Source organism: Dysosmobacter sp. Marseille-Q4140 (assembly GCA_018228705.1).
In the GTDB taxonomy this organism is placed as follows: domain Bacteria; phylum Bacillota; class Clostridia; order Oscillospirales; family Oscillospiraceae; genus Oscillibacter.
Genome location: CP073694.1, coordinates 2,341,713 through 2,366,456 on the forward strand (window position 1 = coordinate 2,341,713; position 24,744 = coordinate 2,366,456).

General features: G+C 63.8%; 24 protein-coding genes. 11 read left to right on the forward strand and 13 right to left on the reverse strand.

Features of this window, described 5'->3' with window-relative positions; genetic code table 11:
- Positions 1 to 38 precede the first annotated feature (38 nt).
- Entirely contained in the window at positions 39 to 1,190 is a 1,152-nt protein-coding gene (locus KFE19_11630) for a YibE/F family protein (GenBank protein ID QUO37036.1), read from the forward strand.
- 180 nt (positions 1,191 to 1,370) lie between these two features.
- Here the strand turns inward: KFE19_11630 and KFE19_11635 are convergent, their stop codons facing one another.
- The 8 genes from KFE19_11635 to KFE19_11670 all read right to left on the reverse strand — a co-directional run bounded on the left by KFE19_11635 (position 1,371) and on the right by KFE19_11670 (position 10,787).
- Positions 1,371 to 2,810 carry an aminoacyl-histidine dipeptidase gene (locus tag KFE19_11635; protein ID QUO37037.1) on the reverse strand — a complete coding sequence of 480 codons (1,440 nt, stop codon included), beginning with the start codon at positions 2,808 to 2,810 and terminating at the stop codon, positions 1,371 to 1,373.
- Positions 2,811 to 2,845: 35 nt separating this feature from the next.
- Positions 2,846 to 3,190 carry a hypothetical protein gene (locus KFE19_11640; GenBank protein ID QUO37038.1) on the reverse strand — a complete coding sequence of 115 codons (345 nt, stop codon included), beginning with the start codon at positions 3,188 to 3,190 and terminating at the stop codon, positions 2,846 to 2,848.
- Positions 3,187 to 3,549 carry a PqqD family protein gene (locus KFE19_11645; protein ID QUO37039.1) on the reverse strand — a complete coding sequence of 121 codons (363 nt, stop codon included), beginning with the start codon at positions 3,547 to 3,549 and terminating at the stop codon, positions 3,187 to 3,189. Before KFE19_11645 ends, KFE19_11640 begins: the two co-directional genes overlap by 4 nt.
- 78 nt (positions 3,550 to 3,627) lie before the next feature.
- A complete protein-coding gene (locus KFE19_11650; protein QUO37040.1) occupies positions 3,628 to 5,568 on the reverse strand; it encodes an oligopeptide transporter, OPT family in 1,941 nt (646 codons plus the stop codon).
- A 153-nt stretch (positions 5,569 to 5,721) separates the two neighbouring features.
- A complete protein-coding gene (locus KFE19_11655; GenBank protein ID QUO37041.1) occupies positions 5,722 to 7,596 on the reverse strand; it encodes a cation-translocating P-type ATPase in 1,875 nt (624 codons plus the stop codon).
- Between the two features lie 103 nt (positions 7,597 to 7,699).
- On the reverse strand, positions 7,700 to 7,975 hold the full coding sequence (locus tag KFE19_11660) for a metal-sensing transcriptional repressor (protein ID QUO37042.1): 276 nt from the start codon (positions 7,973 to 7,975) through the stop codon (positions 7,700 to 7,702).
- Between the two features lie 89 nt (positions 7,976 to 8,064).
- Entirely contained in the window at positions 8,065 to 9,411 is a 1,347-nt protein-coding gene (rpoN, locus tag KFE19_11665) for an RNA polymerase factor sigma-54 (protein ID QUO37043.1), read from the reverse strand.
- A complete protein-coding gene (locus tag KFE19_11670; protein ID QUO37044.1) occupies positions 9,408 to 10,787 on the reverse strand; it encodes a sigma 54-interacting transcriptional regulator in 1,380 nt (459 codons plus the stop codon). Before KFE19_11670 ends, rpoN begins: the two co-directional genes overlap by 4 nt.
- A gap of 273 nt (positions 10,788 to 11,060) precedes the next feature.
- Here KFE19_11670 and KFE19_11675 point away from each other — a divergent pair, with 273 nt between their 5' ends.
- The 10 genes from KFE19_11675 (at position 11,061) to KFE19_11720 (ending at position 21,767) form a co-directional block, all read left to right on the forward strand.
- The gene (locus KFE19_11675) at positions 11,061 to 11,201 is read left to right on the forward strand and encodes a hypothetical protein (protein ID QUO37045.1); all 141 of its coding nucleotides are present in this window, start codon (positions 11,061 to 11,063) and stop codon (positions 11,199 to 11,201) included.
- A gap of 56 nt (positions 11,202 to 11,257) precedes the next feature.
- Positions 11,258 to 12,058 carry an enoyl-CoA hydratase/isomerase family protein gene (locus tag KFE19_11680; GenBank protein QUO37046.1) on the forward strand — a complete coding sequence of 267 codons (801 nt, stop codon included), beginning with the start codon at positions 11,258 to 11,260 and terminating at the stop codon, positions 12,056 to 12,058.
- Positions 12,059 to 12,097: 39 nt separating this feature from the next.
- Entirely contained in the window at positions 12,098 to 13,654 is a 1,557-nt protein-coding gene (locus KFE19_11685) for a 3-oxoacid CoA-transferase (protein ID QUO37047.1), read from the forward strand.
- Between the two features lie 34 nt (positions 13,655 to 13,688).
- Positions 13,689 to 15,164: a 4-hydroxybutyryl-CoA dehydratase gene (locus tag KFE19_11690; protein QUO37048.1), complete on the forward strand. Its 1,476-nt coding sequence runs from the start codon at positions 13,689 to 13,691 to the stop codon at positions 15,162 to 15,164.
- A gap of 216 nt (positions 15,165 to 15,380) precedes the next feature.
- Positions 15,381 to 16,520, forward strand: coding sequence for an acyl-CoA dehydrogenase (locus tag KFE19_11695; GenBank protein QUO37049.1), 1,140 nt, complete (start codon positions 15,381 to 15,383; stop codon positions 16,518 to 16,520).
- Between the two features lie 18 nt (positions 16,521 to 16,538).
- Positions 16,539 to 17,339 carry an electron transfer flavoprotein subunit beta/FixA family protein gene (locus tag KFE19_11700; protein ID QUO37050.1) on the forward strand — a complete coding sequence of 267 codons (801 nt, stop codon included), beginning with the start codon at positions 16,539 to 16,541 and terminating at the stop codon, positions 17,337 to 17,339.
- Between the two features lie 19 nt (positions 17,340 to 17,358).
- Positions 17,359 to 18,468 (forward strand): electron transfer flavoprotein subunit alpha/FixB family protein, encoded by a 1,110-nt coding sequence (locus KFE19_11705; protein ID QUO37051.1) that lies wholly within the window; start codon positions 17,359 to 17,361, stop codon positions 18,466 to 18,468.
- Between the two features lie 198 nt (positions 18,469 to 18,666).
- The gene (gene dctP / locus KFE19_11710; GenBank protein ID QUO37052.1) at positions 18,667 to 19,797 is read left to right on the forward strand and encodes a TRAP transporter substrate-binding protein DctP; all 1,131 of its coding nucleotides are present in this window, start codon (positions 18,667 to 18,669) and stop codon (positions 19,795 to 19,797) included.
- Between the two features lie 42 nt (positions 19,798 to 19,839).
- On the forward strand, positions 19,840 to 20,388 hold the full coding sequence (locus KFE19_11715) for a TRAP transporter small permease subunit (protein QUO37053.1): 549 nt from the start codon (positions 19,840 to 19,842) through the stop codon (positions 20,386 to 20,388).
- 8 nt (positions 20,389 to 20,396) lie between these two features.
- On the forward strand, positions 20,397 to 21,767 hold the full coding sequence (locus KFE19_11720) for a TRAP transporter large permease subunit (GenBank protein ID QUO37054.1): 1,371 nt from the start codon (positions 20,397 to 20,399) through the stop codon (positions 21,765 to 21,767).
- 63 nt (positions 21,768 to 21,830) lie between these two features.
- Here KFE19_11720 and tsaA read toward each other — a convergent pair whose 3' ends face one another.
- The 5 genes from tsaA to KFE19_11745 all read right to left on the reverse strand — a co-directional run bounded on the left by tsaA (position 21,831) and on the right by KFE19_11745 (position 24,736).
- Positions 21,831 to 22,508, reverse strand: coding sequence for a tRNA (N6-threonylcarbamoyladenosine(37)-N6)-methyltransferase TrmO (tsaA, locus tag KFE19_11725; GenBank protein QUO39616.1), 678 nt, complete (start codon positions 22,506 to 22,508; stop codon positions 21,831 to 21,833).
- 289 nt (positions 22,509 to 22,797) lie between these two features.
- A complete protein-coding gene (locus KFE19_11730; GenBank protein QUO37055.1) occupies positions 22,798 to 23,136 on the reverse strand; it encodes a hypothetical protein in 339 nt (112 codons plus the stop codon).
- Positions 23,123 to 23,770 (reverse strand): hypothetical protein, encoded by a 648-nt coding sequence (locus KFE19_11735; protein ID QUO37056.1) that lies wholly within the window; start codon positions 23,768 to 23,770, stop codon positions 23,123 to 23,125. Before KFE19_11735 ends, KFE19_11730 begins: the two co-directional genes overlap by 14 nt.
- Complete coding sequence (locus KFE19_11740) at positions 23,767 to 24,237, reverse strand: hypothetical protein (GenBank protein ID QUO37057.1); 471 nt, start codon at positions 24,235 to 24,237, stop codon at positions 23,767 to 23,769. Before KFE19_11740 ends, KFE19_11735 begins: the two co-directional genes overlap by 4 nt.
- A complete protein-coding gene (locus tag KFE19_11745) occupies positions 24,224 to 24,736 on the reverse strand; it encodes a sigma-70 family RNA polymerase sigma factor (protein ID QUO39617.1) in 513 nt (170 codons plus the stop codon). The genes KFE19_11740 and KFE19_11745 overlap by 14 nt, the downstream gene beginning before the upstream one ends.
- Between the last annotated feature and the right edge of the window lie 8 nt (positions 24,737 to 24,744).

A 24,744-nucleotide genomic window follows, 5' to 3' on the forward strand; every position in this document is an offset into this window, starting at 1 on the left:
GCGCAGCCGCTCCCTGTGCCGCTGTTTCAGGAGGCAGTATGAAGATCCCTGTATTCCGATTTTCCAGAAAGACCCACGGACCTGTGCTGGCCGCTCTGCTCCTGCTGGCGGTGCTGCTGGTGCTGCCCACGGGCTTTGAGGGAAATCTGACCTATCAGAACGCCGACCGGGTCCGGGCAGAGGTGCTGGCCACCGATGAAAGCGACATCGTGGACACCGGTCTGATCCGCACCGGAGAGCAGCGGTGCACAGTGACGCTGCTGGGCGGCCGGTTCCGGGGACAGACCGTGGAAGCGGTGAACCGGCTCAACGGCTCCCTGGCCCAGGACAAGCTGTTTTCTCCCGGCGATATCGCCTTTGTGACGGTCAGCCACAGCGGCGGCGCCATCTCCGTGGTCTCCATGACGGACCATTACCGGCTGGACAAGGAGGCACTGCTGGCGGGCGCCTTTTTGCTGCTGCTGGTGCTGTTTGCCGGAGGAACCGGTCTGCGGGCCATCTTGTCCTTCGTGGATACCATTTTGCTGATGTGGAAGGTGCTGGTGCCCTGCCTGCTGCGGGGCTGGAACCCCGTCTGGGTGGCGCTGGGGCTGGTACTGGTCCTGACGGCGCTGATTCTCAGCCTGATCTACGGCTTTGACCGCCGGTGTCTGGCGGCTGTCTCCGGCGCGGCGCTGGCCATCGCCGTCACAGCGGTGCTGGGTGTGATCTTTACGGACCTGTTCCGCATCCATGGCGCTGTGATGGAGTCCAGCGAGAGCCTGCTCTATGCCGGGTATCAGAACCTGGACCTCACCCTGATCTTCATGGCCTCCATTTTCCTGGGGTCCTCCGGTGCGGTGATGGATCTGTCGGTGGATATCTGCTCCGCCGTGCATGAAGTGGTGGAAAAGCGGCCGGATATCGGCCCCAGAGAGGCCATCGCCTCCGGCTTTGCCGTGGGACGGGCGGCCTGCGGATCCACGACGACCACGCTGCTGTTGGCCTATTCCGGCAGCTATGTGGCGCTTTTGATGGTCTTTATGGCCCAGGGGACGCCGGTGGAGTTTATCCTGAATTATAAGTATGTGGCGGCGGAGATCGTCCACACGGTGGTGGGGTCCTTCGGCCTGGTGACGGTGGCTCCGCTGACCGCCATTACCAGCGGCCTGCTGCTGACGAGGCGGACGGCGGAGCGGACCGCTCCCTGAAGGGCATTCTTCCGGACGGCAGGAGGGTGCAAGGCGGCCCGCCTGACGCCGGATGGGCCGCTGTGCTTTCGAAAATCGTCCGGCAGCTTGCCGCCGGATAAAAAAACAGCAAGAAAGGCACGACATGCGTCGTGCCTTTCTTGCTGTGCGCCGCCCGGAGGACGGCCTGTTGGGATGGGATCATCTGGAGCGCTTGAGGACCTCCAGCAGGAAGGCCCATACCCGCTGCACGGAGGAGACGCTCATCTTCTCCCGGGGAGTGTGGATCTCCAGCAGATCGGGGCCGATGGACACGCAGTCCAGCCCCGGCAGCTTGCCGGCAAAAAGGCCGCACTCCAGTCCGGCGTGGATGGCCTCCACCTTGGGAGGCTTGCCGTACTGCTCTGTAAAGACCTCCACCATCAGGTCCCGCAGGGGGGAGTGCTCCTGATACTGCCAGCCGGTGTACTCGCCGGAGAACTCCACATGACCGCCCAGCTGCTCGGTCAGGCAGGCCAGACGGTCCTTGAGCATCTGCTTCTGGGAGTCCACGCTGCTGCGGACGCTGAAGGAGGCCCGGACCTCGTTTCCCTCCGTGACCAAAATGCCCAGATTCAGCGAGGTCTGCACCAGACCGGGGATCTCGGCGCTCATGGCCTGGATGCCGTTGGGCAGGCAGCTGAGCAGGCACAACACCTTGCCGGTGGAGGCCTGGTCCATGGGGACGGCCCCGGCGGCGGACATCTCCACCGTCACGGTCAGGGCCGCGTCGGTGGTGCGGTACTCGTTTTGGAAGACGGCCTCCATCTCTCCGGCGGCCTTTTCAGCGGCGGCGGGATCACAGACCACAAGCTGCGCCTGCGCCGCCACGGGAATGGCGTTGTCCTTGAGGCCGCCGCTGACGCTGACCACCCGCAGCTGTGTCTCCCGGGCCATGGCACGCAGCACCCGGCCCAGCAGCATGTTGGCGTTGGCCCGTCCCTTGTCGATCTCTGCGCCGGAGTGGCCGCCGGTGAGGCCCTCCACCTTCACGGTTACGGCGGAGCCGTCAAAGGGGGTCCGGGTCACCGGCAGGATGCAGGCGGTGGTGTTGCCGCCGGCACAGCTGACGGTAAAGATGCCCTCCGCCTCGGAGTCCAGATTGAGCATGGTGCGGCCCTTCAGCGGCGTTACGTCCATGGCGGTGGCGCCCAGCAGGCCGATCTCCTCGTCCACGGTGAACACCGCCTCCAGCCGGGGATGGGGGATGTCGTCGGCGTCCAGAATGGCCAGGGCCATGGCCACGGCGATGCCGTCGTCGCCGCCCAGCGTGGTGCCCTTGGCGTAGACGTAGTCGCCATCCACGGCCAGATCCAGGCCCTCACGGCTCATATCCTTGCCGCAGCCGGCCTCCTTTTCGCACACCATGTCCAGGTGCCCCTGGAGGATCACCGGTTTGGCGGCCTCATAGCCCGGGGTGGCCTCCTTGATGATGATGACGTTGTTGCTCTCGTCCTGATGATACTCCAGGCCCCGCTCTTTGGCAAAGGCCACGCACCAGTCGCTGATGGCCTTGGTGTTCCGGGACCCGTGGGGAATGGCGCACATCTCCTCGAAAAACCGGAACACGCTGCGGGGTTCCAAATGCTCCAAAACGCTCATAGCTGAAAACTCCTCTCGTTGAAAGATCGCTGATATCACGGCTTGAGCCGGTAGCGGCCGCCGGAGAGCTCCTCCAGCAGCTGCTGGTCCACCATGTAGCGGGCCAGCCGGGGGGCGAAGGCCCTGGAGTCCTGCACCGCCACCCGCCGCCGGGACCAGAACTGCCCCGCCTTCACGCCGGCGCACAGCTGGGCCATCTGGGCAAGATCGATCTGGTCGTGTCCCTTCAGATAGTGTACCACTTTTCCGGCGCTTTTGCTCAGCAGGATCCGCTCCAGGTCGGCGCTCTGGGTCATGCTCCGGCGCAGGCCCCACACGTACAGGATCGCCGTCACCAGGGCGAAGCCCAGGATACCCAGGATCATCTGTCCAGTGCTCACGGCGCCACCTTGTCCCTTCCCCGGAAGAGGATGAAGCGGTTGTTGCGCAGGATCTGCATATACTTCACCAGCCGGTCGTACAGCGGCTCCGCCTGCGCGCCGAACTGCGCCTTCATCCCCTGGGCCAGGTCGCCCACGCTCTTTGTCCCGTCGATCTCCTTCCACAGGAAGCTGCCGTACGCGTCCAGCCGGATGTGGCTGACCCGGGGGGTGTGGAAGAACTTCTGGGCGATGGCGGCGTAGAAGCCCCGGTGGACCATGTGGATGGTGACAGAGCCGTCCGCGTCCGCATCCCAGCCGTTGCGGGGATTTTTCACCGGGACCAGGTCCAGATAGTTGTCTTGTTTGTTTTTTGCCATATCGCTGCTCCTTGCGGGTAATAGCCCAAGCCGGGCTGCATACCAAAGTATACAGCCCGGCTTTTGGGAATGCAATCGTTAGTTTGCCTTCTTCTGCTCCTTGGTGGCAAAGAGGAAGATGGTCAGCAGGATGACGGCGAAGCAGATGAGGCCGCCAATCTGGCCGATGCTGAACTTTTCGCTGAAGTCGATGGCGTTGCTGACGTAGAGGGTGGCGCCCTTTTCGTCTACACCGATGGGGATGATGGCGAGAACCGCCAGCAAAATGCCCACGATGCCCTCGCCGGCGATCAGGCCGGAGGAGTAGAGCACGCCGGACTGGACCACGTTGTCCTTGACCTTGTCGCTGCTGTACTTGCGCTTTTCCAGGAACCAGCGCAGCAGACCGCCCAGCATCATGGGCACGGACAGATAGATGGGCAGGTAAAGGCCGATGGCGAAGGGCAGCACGGGGATGCCCAGCACCTCCACCACGATGGCGATGAACACGCCGGAGAGCACCAGGTTCCAGGGCAGGTTGCCGCCCATGACGCCCTCGACGATCATCTTCATCAAGATCGCCTGGGGAGCGGGCAGGTCGTTGGAGCCGTAGCCGCCCCAGGCCATGCTCAGCAGATACAAAATGGCGCCGATGGCCACGGCGGAGACCGCCACGCCGATCAGCTCGCCGATCTGCTGCTTGCGGGGCGTGGCGCCCACCAGGAAACCGGTCTTGAGGTCCTGGGAGGTGTCGCCGGCGATGGCGGCCACCACGCAGATCACGCCGCCGATGACGATGGCGGCGGTCATGCCCTCGATGCCGTCAGTGCCGGTGGCCTTGAGCAGCAGGGTGGAGATCAGCAGCGTGGCGATGGCCATACCGGAGACGGGGTTGTTGGACGAGCCGATCAGGCCCACCATGCGGGAGGAGACGGTGGCGAAGAAGAAGCCGAAGACAATGACGATCAGGGCGGTGAACAGGTTCAGGGGGATGGCGGGCACCAGCCACAGCACCACGGCCACGATCAGCACGCCCAGCAGCACCACCGTCATGGGCATATCCTGCTCGGTGCGCAGGGTGCCGGCGGTGCGGCCCTTACCGTAGTCGCCCATGGCGTCACGGAAGGTGCGGATGATCAGGGGCAGGGACTTGATGAGGCTCAGCACGCCGCCGCAGGCCACGGCGCCGGCGCCGATGTAGCGCAGGTAGTTGCTCCACAGGGCGGAGACACCCTTCTTGGCAATCAGCTCACTGATGGTCATGTCCGTGACAGGGAACATGATGGTGTCGCCGCCGAACAGGGCCATCAGGGGCAGGATCACGAACCAGCCCAGCACGCCGCCGGCGAACAGGTAAGAGGACACCTTCACGCCGCAGATGTAGCCCACGCCGGCCAGGGCCGGCAGCACGTCGATGCCGATGCCGGCGCCCTTGTAGCCGGGCACGTCGTAGGTGATCTCGCTGGGGAACACCTTCAGTCCGTCGGCAATGAACTTGTACAGCGCCGCGATGCCAAGACCTGAGAACACGGTGGACGCCTTGGCGCCGCCCTCCTCGCCGGCGATGAGCACCTCGGCGCAGGCCTGGCCCTCGGGATAGGCCAGCACGCCGTGCTCCTTGACGATCAGAGCGCTGCGCAGAGGGATCATCATGAGCACGCCCAGCACGCCGCCGCACAGGGCGATCAGGCCGATCTCCACCAGGGAGGGCACGTCGCACAGGCCATCCTTGGCCCACATGAACAGGGCCGGCAGGGTGAAGATGGCGCCGGCGGCCACGGACTCACCGGCGGAGCCGATGGTCTGGACCATGTTGTTCTCCAGAATGGAATCCCGCCGCAGGATCTTGCGGATGACGCCCATGGAGATGACCGCCGCGGGGATGGAGGCGGACACCGTCATGCCCACCCGGAGGCCCAGGTAGGCGTTGGCACCGCCAAAGACAATGGCCAGGATAGCGCCCAGTACGATGGAGACCACCGTGAATTCGGGCATGACCTTGTCCGCGGGGATATAGGGTCGAAATTTGTTTTCTTCCACGATACCCAATTCCTTTCTCTTGCAGAATTTTTTATGGCGCTGAACAGGCCGGCCTCGTATTCCAGAGTCCGGCCTGTTGCAGATCACCATGTTATTTTACAAAATCTTAACGGCTCCGTCAAGGACTTTTCGTTCCTGGGGATTTCCTGGGAATTATCGCCGCCGCCAGCTCAGCAGCAGGGCCGAGTTGGAGATCACCAGCACAGACCCGGCGTTGTGGACCAGGGCGCCCACTACGGGGTTTAAGATGCCGGTGATGGCCAGGGTGATGGCCAGGAAGTTCAGCGCCATGGAAAAGGTCATGTTCAGCTTAATGGTGGTCATCATCCGCCGGGACAGGGCCAGCAGATGGGGCAGCTCCTTCACCTCGTCGTCCACCAGGGCGATGTCCGCCGCGTCCACGGCGATGTCGCTGCCGACGCCGCCCATGGCGATGCCCACCTGGGCACGCTTCAGCGCCGGGGCGTCGTTGATGCCGTCGCCCATCATGCACACGGGCTCGCCGGAGCGCTGGCAGGCGTCGATGTAGTTCAGCTTGTCCTCCGGCAGACAGCCGGAGCGGACCTCCCGGATGTTCAGCGCCGCGGCGATGGTCCGGGCGGCGCTTTCGTGGTCGCCGGTCAGCAGCACCGGCCGGACGCCCAGGGAGGAGAGGCGGGCCACCATGTCCGCGCTCTCGGGCCGGAGGGTGTCCGCCAGGGCCAGAAAGCCGGCGAAGGCCCCGTCCACCGCCAGATAGGTGACAGTGCAGCCCCGGTCCAGAGCCGCCTCCGCCTCCGGCGGCGGGCAGAAGGCCACGCCCTGCTCCTCCAGCAGTTCCGGGCTGCCCGCCAGGACGGACCGGCCCTCCACCTCCGCAGCCACGCCCCGGCCGGGGATCATGCGGAAGTTCCCGGCGGCGGGGAGGCCGCCGCCCTCCGCCTGTTTCCAGCCGCTGACGATGGCCTTGCCCAGGGGGTGCTCGGACAGCTGCTCGGCCGCCGCCGCCAGACGCCGGAGGCTCCGCTCGTCCAGGCCCGGGAGGACGCTGCCGGCCTCTACCACCTGGGGCGTGCCGCAGGTCAGGGTGCCGGTTTTGTCAAAGGTGACCACCTGCACCTGGGCCAGCCGCTCCAGGGCGTCGCCCTGGCGGACCAGGAAGCCGTGGCGGGTGGCGTTGCCGATGGCCGCCATGATGGCGGTGGGGGTGGCCAGCACCAGAGCACAGGGGCAGAACACCACCAGGATGGTGACTGCCCGGATGATCTCGCCGGTGATGAGCCAGGTCAGCGCGGCGGCGCTGAGGGCGACCACCACGATCCAGGTGGCCCACCGGTCCGCCAGCCCCACGATCTTTGCCTTGCCCGCGTCGGCGGACTGGACCAGACGGATCATCCGCTGGATGGAGCTGTCCTCGCCCACCCGCGTGGCCTCCATCTCAAAGGCGCCGAACTGGTTCACCGTGCCGGAGGACACGGCGTCCCCCGGCCCCTTGTCCACCGGCAGGGACTCGCCGGTCATGACCGCCTGGTTGACGGAGGTCTGGCCGGAGAGGATGACCCCGTCCACCGGCACCGTCTCTCCCGGCAGCACCCGCAGATGCTCGCCCACCCGGACCGCCTCCGCCGCCACGATCTCCTCGCCCTCCGCCGTCAGACGCCGGGCGGTCCGGGGTGTCAGGTGCACCAGCTTTTCGATGCCGGCCCGGGCCTTGGCTACGGTCAGCTCTTCCAGCAGGGCGCCCAGCTGCATGATGAAGGCCACCTCGCCGGCGGCGAAGTACTCTCCGATGCACACCGACGCGATCAGCGCCAGGGACACCAGCACGTCTGCCTTGATATCGAAGGCGGTGACCAGGCCGATGAGGGCTTCCAGAATGATGGGCACACCGCACAGCACGATGGCCGCCCAGGCCATGTCGAAGGGGAGGGGCCGGAAGTCCAGCAGGCTGGCCAGCACCGCCGCCCCCGAGAGAACCAGCAGCGTCACGTCCTTTTTGATCCCGCCCAGCTCCAGCAGATGCTCCAGTCGTTCCATCCGTGCGTTCATAAAACAGCCTCTCTTCCATACCGTAGGGGGTATGGGTAAATTATACCCATGGGGGTATATTCTGTCAAGGGAAAAAGCAGCCGGTCCCGGCTGCTTTTTGCACTTATCCCATATTGGAGAACCGCTCCACCGCCTTGGTGAAGCTCTCGATGGTCTTATCGGCGTCGCCGTGCTGGATGCCGTCCCGGACGCAGTGCTTGATATGCCCCTCCAGCACCACCTTGCCGCAGCCGTGAAGGGCGGACTTGGCCGCGTTGATCTGGGCCAGGATATCCTCGCAGGGCACGTCCTCGTCCACCATCCGGTCGATGGCCTGGACCTGCCCGATGATCTTCTTCAGCCTGCGGTGCAGGTTCTCCGCGTCCATGCACTGCCTCATAAACATCCCTCCATACCGTAAGAGGTACCTGTATGGCCCTCATTATACCCGTGGCGGCGGCCCCTGTCAATGCGGCCGCCACGGGTGCGCTAACTCCGGTGCCGGCGGCCGGTGGAGGAGGGGAGACCCAGCTCCATGCGGTACTTGGCTACGGTCCGCCGGGCCAGACGGACGCCCTCCCCGGACAGCAGCTCCACCAGCGTCTGGTCGCTGAGGGGATGGGCGGGGTCCTCCTGGCGCACCAGCTCCAGCATCCGCCGCTTTACCGCCTGCTGAGAGGGGCCGGCCTGACCCACGGCATGGCTGAAGAAGTAGCGCAGGGGATAGGTTCCCTGGCGGCACTGGAGGTACTTGCCCCGGACTGCCCGGGATACGGTGGAGGGGTGGACCTCCAGCTGCTCCGCCAGGGTCAGCAGGCTCATGGGGGCCAGCTCGCCGGTCTTTCCGGAGAAGAAGGGGCGCTGGGCCTCCAGGATGGCCTCGGCGCAGCGGCGCAGGGTGCCGCCCCGCCGCTCCAGACTGTTGAGCAGCCACTTGGCCTGCTGCATCTTCTGCTGTAAGTAAGCCCGGGTCTCCTTTTCGTCGGATTCCTTCAAGAGCCGGGCATAGTAGTCGCTGATGGTGACCCGGGGCAGATAGTACTCGTTCAGCACCACCTGGAGTTCCCCGTCCAGCTCCACGATGAACACGTCCGGCCGGACGTACACTGTGGGCTCTGCCGGCTGGAAGGCCCGGCCGGGGTGGGGTTCCAGGGCGGCGATGGTCTTTTCCGCTGCCTGGATCTCCGCCGTAGTCAGGCCCAGCTCCCGGGCAATGGGCCCGTAGTGCCTCCGGCCCAGCTCCGGCAGGAACCGGGCCACGATGTCCATGACCGCCGGGGAGGGATGCTTCTGCCGGGACAGCTGCAGCAGCAGGCACTCCGACAGGTTCCGGGCGCCCACGCCCGCCGGGTCCAGACTCTGGATGGTGGCCAGGGCCTCGTCCAGCAGAGGGCGGGGCACCTTCATGTTCTCCAGTCCGTCCAGGTCCTCCTGGGCCAGATATCCGTCCTCGTCCACCAGCTCCGCCAGATACCGGCACAGAGCCAGCAGGGGCTTGGGAAGCCGCCGCCGGTCCAGCTGGTCCCGGAGAAAGGCGGAAAGACTCTCCGTCTCCCGGTCCAGGGCGCCCCGCTCCGGGGCAGCTGTGTCCTCGTGGACAAAGGTGCCGCCGTGGAGGCCGCCGTCGATCCAGCTGGCCTTCTGGCGCAGTTCCTCGTAGGCGCTGCGCAGGGACGGGGCATCCTCCTGTTCCACCAGGGGGTTCTCCTCACTGATTTTGCCCAGGTACTCCAGCAGCTCCTGGGAGTTCATCTGCAAAATCTCCATGGACTGGAGCAGCTGCGGCGTCAGCTTCAGCTCCTGCCGCAGCTCCGCTTTCAGCGTGACCAGGCTCATGAGACGCCTCCTCGCTCTGCGGCGCTGACATACTTGGCGATCTTCCGGGCGGCGGTGGCCTGGGAGATGCCCAGGTCCCTTGCCACGGCTACGGTGGTGCCGCAGCGGCGGTAGGACTCCCGGATGATCTGGCGCTCATAGGCGTCCATCCGCTCCGCCAGCGTGCCGGACCGCTCCGGCAAAACGGCGGGCAGGGGCTCCTCCTGGCCGGTGTACTCCTGGGGCAGGGCGGTCACGTCGATGATGGGATCCTGGACGATGATGACCAGCCGCTCGATGAGGTTTTCCAGCTGGCGCACGTTGCCGGGCCACTCATAGCGCTCCAGGAAGTTCAGAAAGCGGGGACTGAAGGTGAGGTTCTTCCCGTACTCCCCGCAGAACCGGGCCAGGAACTGGTGGGCCAGGGGGAAGATGTCCTCCTTGCGCTGCCGCAGGGGCGGGATGTGGATGCGGATGACATTGAGCCGGTAGAAGAGGTCGGAGCGGAACAGTCCCCGCTGGACCTCCTCCTCCAGATTGCGGTTGGTGGCCACGATCAGACGGAAATCCAACTCGATCTTCCGGGTTCCGGAGAGGCGCTCAATGGTCTTCTCCTGAATCAGCTGCAGGAGTTTGGACTGGATGTGGGGCGGCAGTTCGCCGATCTCGTCGAGAAACAGCGTGCCGTGGTTGGCCAGCTCGATTTTGCCGATCTTGCCGCCGGAGGCGGCGCCGGTGAAGGCGCCCTTTTCATAGCCGAAGAGCTCCGACTCAATGAGGTTCTCGTGGAGCACCGCGCAGTTGACCTCAATGAAGGGTCCCTCCGAGCGGTTGCTCATGGCGTGGATGGCCTTGGCCACAGCGCTCTTGCCCACGCCGGTCTCACCGGTGATGAGGATGTTGGCCTTGGTGTTGGCGGTATTCTGGATCAGCGTCCACAGCCGCTGCATGGAGTGGCTCTTGAATACCAGGGTGGTGGAGGTGGCCCGGGTCCGCAGCTCCGCGATCTCCTGGGAGTACTGCTGCAGAGAGTCCTGCAAATGGCGGTAGTTGCGCTGAATGGTGTTGATCTGCTCCATGGACACGGTGTTGAAGCACACGGCGTATTTCAGCTCCCCGTTGTCGTCGAACAGGGGGATGCCCACGGTCATGACGTTGCGGTGGGTGTGGTTGATGGTCTGGGTGGCGGTGATCTTGCGCTTCTGGCGGATCACCTCCGCCGTGATGCAGGGGGTGAAGGTGCCGTCGGCCTCCAGGTCGAAGGCGGACTTGCCCACGATGGAGTTGTGGGCAAAGCCGAAATTCCGCTCGTAGGTCTCGCTGACCCGCAGGATGGTGCCTTTGGCGTCGGAGAGCATCATGTCGTCCGCCAGCACCAGGTTATTCTCCGGGTTCAAAATATCAAAAAGCCCTTTGAGGTTGATATCTTCATCGAAAATGCCTGAAAAATTTGTGTTCTGCGCCAAACTTTTCACCTGCTTTCCACAAAACTGGCTGGTTGCTGCCGCTCTATTCATTTTTGAGTATAGCATATTCAAGAATGAATAGAAAGAGGAAATTTCCAGAAATTCCTTGTCGGTTTTTACAGAAAACAGCGGCCAAATTATTCTCTCCGCACAAAAAAATCTGTTTGTCCGAACGACCTTCCACGTATCCGTTCCTATTCATTTTTGAATAGAGTGAAGGGCGAACCCGATGGCGTTTCGTCAAAACTGCAAAAAGCGATTGCGGAAATTCTGCCAAGATGCACAGAAAGCGGCAGCGGCGGCAGGGAAAATGCCCTTGAAAAACTGGCATCGATTTTGCTATAATTTTAGACAGCAAAAACCGGGCTCGGCCCGATGAAATTATGAGGAGGAGATCTGCAATGTATCAGACCATTCGTTACGAGAAGAACGGCAACATCGGTATTGCCACCATCAATCGTCCCGAAGCCCTGAACGCTTTGAACTCCACGGTTATCTCCGAGCTGGAGCAGGTGATCGCCGAGGTGGAGAAGGACGCCGAGCTGGGCGCCTTCATCATCACCGGCGAGGGCCGCTCCTTCGTGGCCGGCGCCGATATCGGTGAGCAGAAGCCCATGGACGTGGCCCAGGGCCGCAAGTGGGGCCAGAGAGGCAGCGCCCTCTTCCGCCGTATCGAGAAGCTGGAGATCCCCACCATCGCCGCGGTGAACGGCTTCGCCCTGGGCGGCGGCTGTGAGCTGGCCATGGCCTGTGACATCATCCTGGCCGCCGGTCCCAACGCCGAGGGCAAGGGCGGTGCCAAGTTCGGCCAGCCCGAGGTGGGCCTGGGCATCACCCCCGGCTTCTCCGGCACTCAGCGCCTGCCCCGCCGCGTGGGTATCGCCAAGGCCAAGGAGCTGATCTTCTCCGGCAAGGTCATCGGCGCCGCCGAGGCCAAGGAGATCGGCCTGGTCAACGCCGTGTACGCCCCCGAGGAGCTGATGGACGGCGCCGTCGCCATGGCCAAGTCCTTCACCGCCAACGCTCCCATCGCCGTCAAGTACTCCAAGGCCTGCATCGACCGCGGCATGCAGATGGACATTGACGACGGCATCGCTCTGGAGAACGAGCTGTTTGCCATGTGCTTCGCCACCGAGGACCAGAAGGAGGGCATGGGCGCCTTCCTGGAAAAGCGCAAGGAAAAGCACTTCCAGAACAAGTAAGAGAATTCCGATACATATAAAAAAGAGGGATAAAACGACATGAAGAAAGTTCGCGTACTGACCGCTGAGGAAGCGGCCCTGCTGGTTCAGGACGGCGACACCATTTCCACCGGCGGCTTCGTCAGCTGCGCCTGCCCCGAGGCGCTGTCCATCGCGCTGGAAAAGCGCTTTCTGGAGACCGGCCATCCCCGTGACCTGACGCTGTTCTTCGCAGCCGGTCAGGGCCACCGGGACGGCACCGGCGGCGACCACTACGGCCATGAGGGCATGGTCAAGCGCGTGGTGGGCGGCCACTGGGACCGCGCCCCCAAGCTGGGCGACCTGGCTCTGGCCAACAAGATCGAGGCCTACAACCTGCCCCAGGGCGTCATCACCCATATGTACCGGGACATCGCCGCCCACAACATCGGCACCATCACCCACGTGGGTCTGTACACCTTCGCCGACCCCCGCAACGGCGGCGGCAAGCTGAACACCGCCACCAAGGAGGACCTGGTGAAGCTGGTGGAGATCGAGGGCGAGGAGCGCCTGCTGTACAAGGGCTTCCCCATCAACGTCTGCTTCCTGCGGGGCTCCTACGCCGATGAGTACGGCAACGTCACCGTCCACCGCGAGATCGGCCCTCTGGACGTCACCGCCCAGGCCCAGGCCACCAAGAACTCCGGCGGCAAGGTCATCGTCCAGGTGGAGAAGATCGTCCAGGGCGGTTCTCTGGATCCCAAGCTGGTGAAGATCCCCGGCATCTATGTGGACGCCATCGTGGTGGGTTCCATCGAGGACAACATGCAGTGCCTGGGCATGCCCTATGACGGCGCCCTGACCGGCGAGTTCCGCATCCCTGTGGACGCCATCCCCCCCATCCCCCTGGACGCCAAGAAGATCATTGCCCGCCGGGCCGCCATGGAGCTGCCCCAGGACGCCATCGTGAACCTGGGCACCGGCGCTCCCGAGAAGATCGCCAATGTGGCCGCCGAGGAGGGCATCTCCGACAAGATGACCCTGACCGTGGAGGCCGGCGGCATCGCCGGCGTGCCTTACGGCGGCACCCAGTTCGGCGCCTCCGCCAACGCCATGGCCATTCTGGACCACAACGTCCAGTTTGACTTCTATCAGGGCGGCGGCCTGGACGTTGCGTTCCTGGGCCTGGCCGAGACCGCGCCCAACGGCGACCTGAACGTGTCCAAGTTCGGCACCCGCCTGGCCGGCGCCGGCGGCTTCATCGACATCACCCAGAACGCCAAGAAGGTGGTCTACTGCGGCACCTTCACCGCCAAGGGCCTCAAGACCGAATGCCAGGACGGCAAGCTGGTCATCACCCAGGAGGGCGCCAAGAAGAAGTTCGTCAACCAGGTCGAGCACATCACCTTCTCCGGCGTCTACGCCAACAAGGTCCACCAGCCGGTGCTCTACATCACCGAGCGCGCCGTGTTCGAGCTGCGGCCCGAGGGCGTGACCCTGATCGAGATTGCCCCCGGCATTGACCTCCAGACCCAGGTCCTGGATCAGATGGAGTTCATGCCGAAGATCGCCGAGGACCTCAAGCTCATGGACGAGCGCATCTTCAAGGATGAGCTGATGGGCCTGGCCAACGACTAACGCAACCCCCAACCATATCGAGGAGGAAAAAAGAATGGCTTTAATGACCGCACAGGAATACGTTGAGAGCCTGCGCAAGCTGAACACCCGGGTGTACATGTTCGGCGAGAAGATCGACAACTGGGTGGATCACCCCATGATCCGTCCCTCCATCAACTGCGTCGCCATGACCTACGCCCTGGCTCAGGACCCCCAGTACGCGGAGCTCATGACCGTCAAGTCCAGCCTGACCGGCCACACCATCAACCGCTTCACCCACCTGCATCAGTCCACCGAGGACCTGATGAACAAGGTGAAGATGCAGCGCCTGCTGGGCCAGAAGACCGCCAGCTGCTTCCAGCGCTGCGTGGGCATGGACGCCTTCAACGCCGTGTTCTCCACCACCTATGAGATCGACGAGAAGTACGGCACCCACTATCACGATAACTTCAAGAAGTTCCTGACCATGGTCCAGGACAACGACCTGACCGTGGACGGCGCCATGACCGACCCCAAGGGCGACCGGTCCAAGGCCCCCAGCCAGCAGGCCGACCCCGACATGTATGTCCATGTCGTGGAGCGCCGGCCCGACGGCATCGTGGTCTGCGGCGCCAAGTGCCACCAGACCGGCTCCATCAACTCCCACTGGCACATCTTCATGCCCACCATCTCCATGGGCGAGGCCGACAAGGACTGGGCTGTGAGCTTCGCCTGCCCCACCGACGCCGAGGGCATGTACATGATCTACGGCCGTCAGTCCTGCGACACCCGGAAGCTGGAGGAGAACGCCTCCATCGACGTGGGCAACGCCAAGTTCGGCGGCCAGGAGGCCCTGGTGGTCCTGGACCACGTGTTCATCCCCAACGAGTACATCTTCCTCAACGGCGAGTATGAGTTCGCCGGCATGATCGTGGAGCGCTTCGCCGGCTATCACCGCCAGAGCTATGGCGGCTGCAAGGTCGGCGTGGGCGACACCCTGATCGGCGCCGCGGCCCTTGCCGCCGAGTACAACGGCGTGGAGAAGGCCAGCGCTGTCAAGGACAAGCTGATCGAGATGACCCACCTGAACGAGACCCTGTTCTGCTGCGGCATCGCCTGCTCCGCCCAGGGCTTCAAGACCAAGGCGGGCAACTATCAGATCGACCTGCTGCTGGCCAACGTCTGCAAGCAGAACGTCACCCGCTTCCCCTATGAGATCGTCCGTCTGGCCGAGGACATCGCCGGCGGCCTGGTGGTCACCATGCCCTCTCAGACCGACTTCAACTCCGACACCGTGGTGGGCCGCAACGGCGAGACCATCGGCGAGATCTGCAACAAGTTCTTCGCCGCCCGCGAGGGTGTCAAGACTGAGGACCGCCAGCGCATCATGCGCTTCATCGAGAACCTGTGCCTGGGCGCGGCCGCCGTTGGCTACCGTACCGAGTCCATGCACGGCGCCGGCTCTCCCCAGGCCCAGCGCATCATGATCGCCCGCCAGGGCAACATCCAGGGCAAGAAGCAGCTGGCCAAGGACATCGCGGGCATCAAGTAATCCGTCCAGGGGGGACGATGTCCCCCCTGGATACGAAGCCACCGCGCCGCCTGCGGCGGCACAATGGCTTCGATACCCCCCTCTCCTCCGCACGGCGGAGGAGCCGCGCCCAATGGCGCGGGCAGTGGTGTTCCGGACAGGCAGAGCCTGTCCGGAACGGACGGGGGACCCCTTTTCACATTGCGCGACCAAAATTTGATATAAGGAGACAACATCATGGATTTCAATCTGAGCCGTGAGCACCAGCTGATCCGGAAGATGATGGCGGACTTCACCGAGAATGAAGTCAAGCCCATCGCCGCCGAGACCGACCTCAACAGCGAGTACCCCCGGGAGAACATCGAGAAGCTGTTCGACCTGGGCGTCATGGGCATGTGCGTGCCCAAGGAGTACGGCGGCGCCGGCGCCGATCCTCTGGCCAGCGCCATCTGCATCGAGGAGCTGTCCAAGGCCTGCGCCTCCACCGGCGACATCGTCGCCACCCACAACGGCCTGTGCTGCGATCCCATCCTGACCCACGGCACTGAGGAGCAGAAGGCCAAGTATCTGCCCATGCTGACCACCGGCCACAAGGTCGGCGCTTTCTGCCTGACCGAGCCCAACGCCGGTTCCGACGCCTCCAAGGGCCAGACCGAGGCCAAGCTGGAGGGCGACCACTATGTGATGAACGGCTCCAAGATCTTCATCACCAACGGCTATGTGGCCGACGTGTTCGTGGTGTTCGCCATGACCGACAAGACCAAGGGCACCAAGGGCATCTCCGCCTTCATCGTGGAGAGCAGCTTCCCCGGCTTCTCCGTGGGCAAGCACGAGGTGAAGATGGGCCTGCACGGCTCTCCCACCGCTGAGATCGTGTTCACCGACTGTATCGTTCCCAAGGAGAACCTGCTGGGCAAGGAAGGCAAGGGCTTCAACATCGCCATGCAGACCCTCGACGGCGGCCGTATCGGCATCGCTGCCCAGGGCCTGGGCATCGCCGAGGGCGCCCTGGAGGAGGCCAAGAACTACACCAAGGGCCGCGTCCAGTTCGGCAAGCCCATCAGCAAGTTCCAGAACACCCAGTTCACCTTCGCCGACATGGAGCTGGGCTGCGAGGCCGGCCGTCTGCTGACCTATCAGGCCGCCATCCTCAAGGGCGAGGGCAAGCGCTACACCAAGGAGGCCGCCATGGCCAAGCTGTTCACCTCTGAGCACGCCATGAAGACCACCACCAAGGCGCTGCAGATGTTCGGCGGCTACGGCTACACCAAGGACTATCCCATGGAGCGCATGATGCGCGACGCCAAGATCACCGAGATCTACGAGGGCACCTCCGAGGTCCAGCGCATCGTCATCTCCGCCAACATGGGTCTGTAAGAGGAGGAAGAAACGACTATGAAGATCATTGTTTGCGTCAAGCAGGTACCCGATACCTCCGGCAAGGTGGCTGTCAATCCCGACGGCACCCTGAACCGTGCATCCATGCAGACCATCACCAACCCCGACGACATGAACGCCGTGGAGGCCGCCCTGAAGCTGAAGGACGCCACCGGCTGCAAGGTCATCGTTATCACCATGGGTCCCCCGCCGGCAGCCGGCATGCTGCGTGAGCTGATGGCCATGGGCGCCGACGAGGGCGTTCTGGTGTCCGCCCGCGAGTTCGGCGGCTCCGATACCTACGCCACCTCCCAGATCCTGGCCGCCGCCATTTCCACCATCGGCGTGGAGAAGGACGATATCGTCATGTGCGGCCGGCAGGCCATCGACGGCGACACCGCTCAGGTCGGTCCCCAGATCGCCGAGAAGCTGCACCTGCCCCAGGTCACCTATGCCGCCGACATCACCAAGGACGGCGACACCGTCACCGTCAAGCGTATGCTGGAGGACGGCTACATGACCATCAAGGTCCAGACCCCCTGCCTCATCACCTGCATCAAGGAGCTCAACCAGCCCCGCTACATGAGCATCGGCGGCATCTATGCCACCTACAACAAGCCTCTGGAGACCTTTGACTATGAGAAGCTGAAGGATCATCCCCTGATCGACGCCACCACCATCGGCCTCAAGGGCTCTCCCACCAACATCTTCAAGAGCTTCACCCCGCCTGCCAAGGGCGTCGGCATGATGCTGGAGGGCAACGGCAAGGAGACCTGCGAGAAGCTGGCCGGTATTCTGGCCGACAAGCACATCATCTGAGAAAGGGGAACATACGACTATGTCTAACTTCAATAGCGCGGATATCGCTGCTTTCAAGGACGTATGGGTGTTCTGTGAGCAGCGCGAGGGCAAGCTGATGCCCACCGATTTCGAGCTGATCTCCAAGGGCCGCGACCTGGCCAACGAGCTGGGCGTGAACCTGTGCGGCCTGCTGCTGGGCGGCGAGGGGATCGAGAACGTTGCCAAGGAGCTGGGCGGCTACGGCGCCGACAAGGTGATCGTGTGCGAGAGCCCGCTGCTGGCCGTGTACAACACCGACGCCTATGCCAAGGTCATCTGCGACGTCATCGAGGAGATGAAGCCCGAGGCCTTCCTGATCGGCGCCACCAACATCGGCCGTGACCTGGGCCCCCGCTGCGCCGCCCGTCTGCACACCGGCCTGTGCGCTGACTGCACCCACCTGGACGTGGATGTGGCCAACTACATCCAGTTCCTGCGTGAGTCCTCCACCCTGGACGTGGACAACACCAAGTGGGACATGGAGGACCGGAACCTGAAGATGACCCGTCCCGCTTTCGGCGGTCACCTGATGGCCACCATCATCTGCCCCCGCTTCCGTCCCTGCATGGCGACGGTGCGTCCGGGCGTCATGAAGAAGAACCCCTTTGACCAGGCCAAGGCCGACGCCTGCGAGATCGTCAAGCCCGCCTTCTCCCTGACCGAGGCCGACATCCACACCGAGGTCACCGAGGTGGTCAAGGCCGCCAAGAAGCTGGTGGACCTGATCGGCGCCGACTACATCGTGTCCGTTGGCCGCGGCATCAGCAAGGATGTCGAGGGCGGCATCAAGCTGGCTGAGGAGCTGGCTGAGGTGCTGGGCGGCGTCGTGGGCGGCTCCCGTGCCACCATCGACTCCGGCTGGCTGTCCGCCGACCATCAGGTGGGCCAGACCGGCAAGACCGTGCATCCGAAGGTGTACATCGCTCTGGGCATTTCCGGCGCCATCCAGCACAAGGCCGGCATGCAGGACTCCGAGTGCATCATCGCGGTGAACAAGAACGACACCGCTCCCATCTTCGAGATCGCCGACTACGGCATCTGCGGCGACCTGTTCAAGGTCACTCCCATGCTGATCGAGGCCATCAAGGCCGCCAAGGCTGCCAAGTAAGGTACTGCCGGGAAATCCGCTGCTCTGCAACGCAGAGCTGAGCGAAAAACAACAGCCGGAGGTCCGGCGTTTCCAGAAGAAACGCCGGGCCTCCGTTGCGGGCTGACTTGTTAAAAAAATCACGGCAAATTTTGTCTGATGGACCGGGTTTGCCTGATTGATAAACAGCAAGCTATTTTGGAAGGGAGAAAGAAACACATGAAGAAGAAAATTTTTGCGCTGCTGATGGCGGCCGCAATGTCCCTGGGCCTGTTAAGCGGCTGCGGAACCGCTGACAGCGGGGTCATGGACCAGGCCAACGCCAACGCTGTCTCCGGCGGCAACAGCGACCTGCCGGTGGTCACCTGGAAGATGGGCTCCACCTGGGGTGCCGGCAACGTCCACTTCACCGTGGATCAGCGGTTCAGCGAGATCCTCAGCCAGCTGACCGGCGGCCGCTTCACGGTCACCAACTACGCCGACGGCGAGCTGTGCTCCGCCAGCCAGCTGTTCGACTATGTCAGCCAGGGCACCATCGAGTGCGGCGGCGACTGGGGCGGCTACTGGTCCGGCAAGGACACCGCTTTCGAGCTGCTGTCCACCATCATGGACGACTTCACCGCGCTGGATTACTACACCTGGATCTATGAGGCCGGCGGTATGGAGTGCTACAAAGAGATGTACGGCCAGTACAACATGGAGTACTTCCCCCTGGTCACCAACCCCTCTGAGTCCGGTATCCGCTCCGTGAAGCCCATTACCTCCATTGAGGATATGCAGCACATGAAGATCCGTCTGGGCGGCGTTATGGCCGGTAAGGCGGCTCAGAAGCTGGGCATCAACATCACCACTGTGGCCGCTTCCGAGCTGTATGAGTCCCTGCAGCGCGGCGTGATCGACGGCGGCGAGTTCTCCGGCCCCAAGGCTGACGACTCCCTGAAGCTGCAGGAGGTCGCTCCCTACTGGTGCGCTCCCGCCTGGTATCAGTCCGCCGGCGTCAACGGCGTCATGGTCAACCTGGACGCCTGGAACAAGCTGCCCGAGGAGTATCAGGTGGCCTTTGAGACCGCGGCCCGCCTGTGCTGCGGCGAGCAGCTGTCCCGCTACATCTACAACGACATGACCGTCACCAACCAGATGATCGACGAGCAGGGCATCACCGTCACCCACCTGTCCGACGAGGACATGGAGCTGATCCGTCAGACCTGCCTGGAGACCTATCTGGAGGAGTGCGAGATCAACCCCAATTTCAAGATGGTCTATGATTCCATGCAGGCGTATCGTGCGACTGCCGACAACTATCGCGACTGGACCGGTGACTACGGCTTCGGCTTCAACCGCGAAGCGTAAAGCGCCTCTTGAAAAAGAGAAAATCTTGAGAGAGGTGTAAAAATGAAAGTAATCGATGCTATCTGCGGGGTCATCGACAAGGTGAACGACATCCTTGGCAAGGTGTTTTCCCTGCTGGTTCTGGGCATTCTGGGCGTCATTTTGTGTGAGGTCGTGCTGCGGCGCATCTTCAACAGCCCCCAGATCTGGACCCAGGATCTGATCGTTATGCTGTTTGCCAGCTATATCATCCTGATCTGCGCCTACGGCTTTCAGAAGAAGGCCTTCGTGGCGGTGGACGTGCTGTTTGCCCAGCTGCCCATGCTGGCCCAGCACATCCTCCACACGGTCACCTATCTGATCTTCCTGGTACCCTTCGTGGTGTCCATGCTGCCCGTGAGCTGGAACTTCTTCCTGAAGGCCTATACCACCGGCGAGCAGACCTACTCTGTGTGGGCCGCGCCTACCTGGCCTGTGAAGTTCTGCCTGTTCTTCGGCCTGCTGCTGCTGGCTGTCCAGTCTGTTTCCGAGATCCTCAAGCAGGTGCGCGGCATCATCGAGGATGTCACTGCTAAGAAACTGCCCAAGGATGGGAAGGAGGCGCAGAAATGACTGCTTTGATGGATTATTTACAGGGGCTTGTAGCCTCCTCCGGAATCGTGGCCAGCGACCTGGCCGTTGTCATGATCGCGCTGCTGTTCGGTTTGATGCTGGTGGGCCTGGTCCTGGGCCAGGAGCTGGCCTTCGTTCTGGGCGGCGTCGGCGTGCTGGTTGGCTGGCTGGCCTGGGGTGATCCCGGCGTCACCATCGCCATGACCAAGATCTATGACCAGATGCAAAGCTACTCCATGGTGGCTATCCCCATGTTCGTGCTGATGGCCAATTTCCTGACCTACTCCAAGGTGGCGGACGGCCTGTTCGAGTCCATCCGCTACCTGCTGGGCCCCCTGAAGGGCGGTCTGGGCCTGGCCGTGATCCTGGTTTCCACCGTGTTCGCCGCCACCACCGGTATCGTGGGCGCCTCCGTGGTCACCATGGGCATGCTGTCCCTGCCCGTGCTGCTGCGCAGCGGCTATAAGCCCTCTCTGGCCTGCGGCATGGTGTGCGCCGGCGGCTCTCTGGGCATTCTGATCCCGCCCTCCATCATGCTGGTGTCCATGGGCTCCTACGCGGAGGTCTCCGTCGGCAAGATCTTCTTTGCCGCCATCGTTCCCGGCCTGTGCCTGTCTCTGTGCTACATCATCTATCTGATGGTGGTCTGCCATATCCACCCCGACTGGGGCCCGGCCATGAGCGCTGAGGAGCTGGCGGAGATGCCCCTGCGGAAGCGCATCACCGGCTCCCTGGTGAACCTGGTCCCCCCGCTGCTGCTGATCATCGCCGTGCTGGGCTCCATCTTCGGCGGCATCGCCACCCCCACGGAGGCTGCCGGTGTGGGCGCCTTCTTCGCCCTGATCCTGGCCATCTGCTACAAGCAGTTCAGCTGGAAGATGCTCTATGAGTCCCTGATGGATACCGCCAAGACCACCGCCATGGTGTTCATCATCCTCTTCGGCGCGGCCGCCTTCACCGGCGTGTTCATGTCTCTGGACGGCGACCAGATCATCTCCAACTGGGTGCTGGGCATGGGCATCGGCAAGTGGGGCGCCTTTGCCATCATGATGATCATCATGTTCATCCTGGGCATGTTCATCGACTGGCTGGGCATCGTCATGATCGTGTTCCCCATCTTCCTGCCCATTATGGATCAGTTCGGCTTCGACCGTCTGTGGCTGGTGGCCGTCAGCGCCACGCTGCTGCAGACCTGCTTCATGACCCCGCCCTTCGGCTTCGCTCTGTTCTATGTCAAGGGCATCCTGCCGGACAACATCAAGATCCAGGAGGTCTACAAGGGCGTCATTCCCTTTATCATCATCATCTGCATTGTGACCGCCCTGTGCGCGGTCTTCCCGCCTGTGGTTACCTGGCTGCCCGGCCTGCTGGCTGCCTGAGTGCTCTGCGGAGAACAAGCAAAACGGCCGTCCCGTATGGGACGGCCGTTTTTTCTGATGGGTTTAAGGGGCCGCGGGACCGATCTCTCGCACCGTCAGGCGGTCGCCCGCCACAGAGAAGCGGACCTCCAGCCCGGCGAACACGAAGCCATAGACCCGCTCCGGGTCGTCCTGGTAGTGGGGCCGGGGGTCCAGGGCCAGTACACCGGTCAGGGCCTCCCGCCGCTCCGGCGGCACCCGCTCCAGCAGATGGGGCGGGATGTCCACCGTCAGCGCCGGCGCCGCCGGGGCGCTGGCAAAGCCGCCGGTGGCCTCCGGACGGCAGTCCCCGTAGGGGAGGTAGGGCTTGATGTCCAGAATGGGGGTCCCGTCCATCAGGTCCGCACCCCGGACGCGCAGCACCGTGCCGTCATGGGCCGTGGTCTCCACGGCCTCCAGCGCCACGCAGGAAAGGCCGATGGGATTGGGCCGGAAGGGGGAGCGGGTGGCGAATACGCCCATTCTGGCGTTGCCGCCCAGCCGCGGCGGCCGTACGGTGGGGGACCAGCCCTGCCGGAGGGACTGGTCAAAGGCCCAGATCAGCCAGATGTGGGAAAAGCCCTCCAGGCCCCGCAGGGCGTCGGGATTGCGGAACTCCGGCTCAAAGACCACGGTGGCGGAGAGAGCCTCCACCAGACCGCTCTGCCGAGGCACGCCGAACTTGGAGCCGAATTCGCTGTGGATGCGGGCAATGGGCCGCATGGAAAAGGTATCCGCCATGAGAGGGCCTCCCTTGTGTGGTATGTAGATCGCTCCCATTATACCGGACCGGGCGGAAAAAGAAAACCAAAAAAACCGGAGGTGCAAAGGCCGGCCCTTCGAAAAAGAGCCCGACTCCCCACGGGAGTCGGGCTCTCAGCATCGCCTGCCGGCGGGAGATGAAAGCGGGAAGGGGACGCAGGGCCGCCTCCGAACCCTGCCTCTGCCGGGCCGGTGCCCTCTGCCCGGAGCAGAGGGGTTTCGGGACAGACCCGCGGATCTCCGCGGCGGATCACATGGCCCAGGCCGCGGCGCCCAACACGCTCTCCGGCATATGCATCACCCACCAGGCGGCGGCGAACAGCGACAGGGCGGTGAGGACGATCACGGTGCACAGCAGCATCCCCACCCAGTCGTATTTGACGGCGCTGCTGTTCCGGGCCGCCAGCAGCACCTCTGCGCCCAGCAGCACCAGCACCAGGGGGCTCAGCTTCAAAAGCCACAGCAGGTCCGCCTCCGGCAGGAGGAGGGAGGCCAGCATCCAAAGGCCGAAAACCACCAGGGTCACGCCGAAGGTGAAAGTGCCCACCCGCCGGGAAGGACGCATCGGTGTCTGCTCACGGTTCTCCATGGATATCCTCCTCGTTCTCCGACTCCGCAGATTGTTCCGTTTCCAAAGGCTCTGCCGCCTCCGGCTCCGGGCTGTCCTCCGGCTCCGCTCCGCCGGAGACCGGCGGGGTGAAGGGCGGGATGTCGTCCTCCGGCACGGCCCGGACCTTGGGGCCCCGGATGAACCACAGGCCCAGCGCGATCACCAGCACCGTCATCACCACCCGGGGCAGGTCGTAGCACAGGAAGTAGTACAGCCAGTCCCAGAGGATCCCGCCCAGACGGCGGATCAGCGTGTCGTAGAGCAGATACATGCCCACGATCACCAGTACCCAGCCGATGACGCTGTGGCGCTTTTGCAGCAGGGCGGTCATCTGACGGGCGTCCATATCCGACAGGCCGAAGAGGTAGGCGTCCTCCGGCGCGGTGCCCTGGTCGATCTGGCGGCGGAGGTTGTAGCTGTCAAAGAAGGCATACAGCCAGATCACCGGCGCGAAGAAGGCCAGGGGCCCCAGCCTCAGAAAGCCCGCCGCGGCGATCAGGGTAAAAACGCCCAGCAGCAGAGAGAGGCCTCGCTTCATGTACCCCTGGTACATCTGGCCGCAGCCGCACAGGCAAGAGGTGAGAAAGAGCAAAAATCCGTGTGGTTGTTTCATGGGTGGGTTCCTCCTTGTGTGGTGCCCGGCTCACCGCCGAGCGAGTCGAACCATCCGGCCAGGCCGGAAAAGGCGTCCTGAAAATTTTGGGGCCAGTCGGCGGCCCACTCCGTCATGGCGGTGCCCGCCTCCGCCAGGGGGCGGGGCCGGTCCTGCCGCTCCGGGCTTATGCCGCCCCACAGCAGCGTCAGCGCCAGGGCCACGGCGGCGGCCGCTGTGGCGTAGCGGCTGGTGACCAGCCGGATCACCCGCCGCCGGATGCGGCGGCCCAGGCCCTCCCGGCAGGCCGGGGTGGGGGCCAGCAGCGCCTCATCGGTCAGACGCTCCGTATAGCGCTGGAGGCACCGGTCGCAGAAGGCCAGGTGCTCTGCGATCTCCAGCCGGTGGAGTTCGTCCAGCGGGGCTCCGCCGGTCAGTGCCTCCAGGGCTTGATCCGTCAGGTGTCCGTGACTGTCAAAGATCTCCATTCCGCCGCCTCCTTTCCAATTCCTCCCGCAGCAGCCGTTTGCCCCGGGAGAGCTGTGTATGAATGGTTTTCACCGGCCGGCCCAGGGCCAGGGCCGCCTCCTCCGGCGTCCGCTCCTTCAGCAGGCACAGCTTGCACACGGAGCGGTAGGGCTCCCGCAGGGCCGTCACCAGATCCGCGATCTCTCCGGCGGAGGCCCGGCTCAGGGCGATCTCCTCCGCTGGGGGAGACAGGCCCGGGGGAAGCTCCTCCTCCCCCGGCAGCACCGTGCGGCGGCTCCAGGCGCTTTGCAGGTGGTCCTTGGCCTTGTTGGCCGCCACCCGCCCCAGCCACTGCCGTTCGTAGCCGGCAGGGATGGTGTCCCGGTGAAGATAGGCGGAGAGGAAGGTCTCCTGGGTCAGATCCTCTGCCGCGGCGCCGTCCCGGACCAGCTGGAAGCAGATGGTGTACACCAGCCGCTCGTACTGCCGTACCAGCTGGGAAAAGCTCTCACTTGTCATGACTGCCA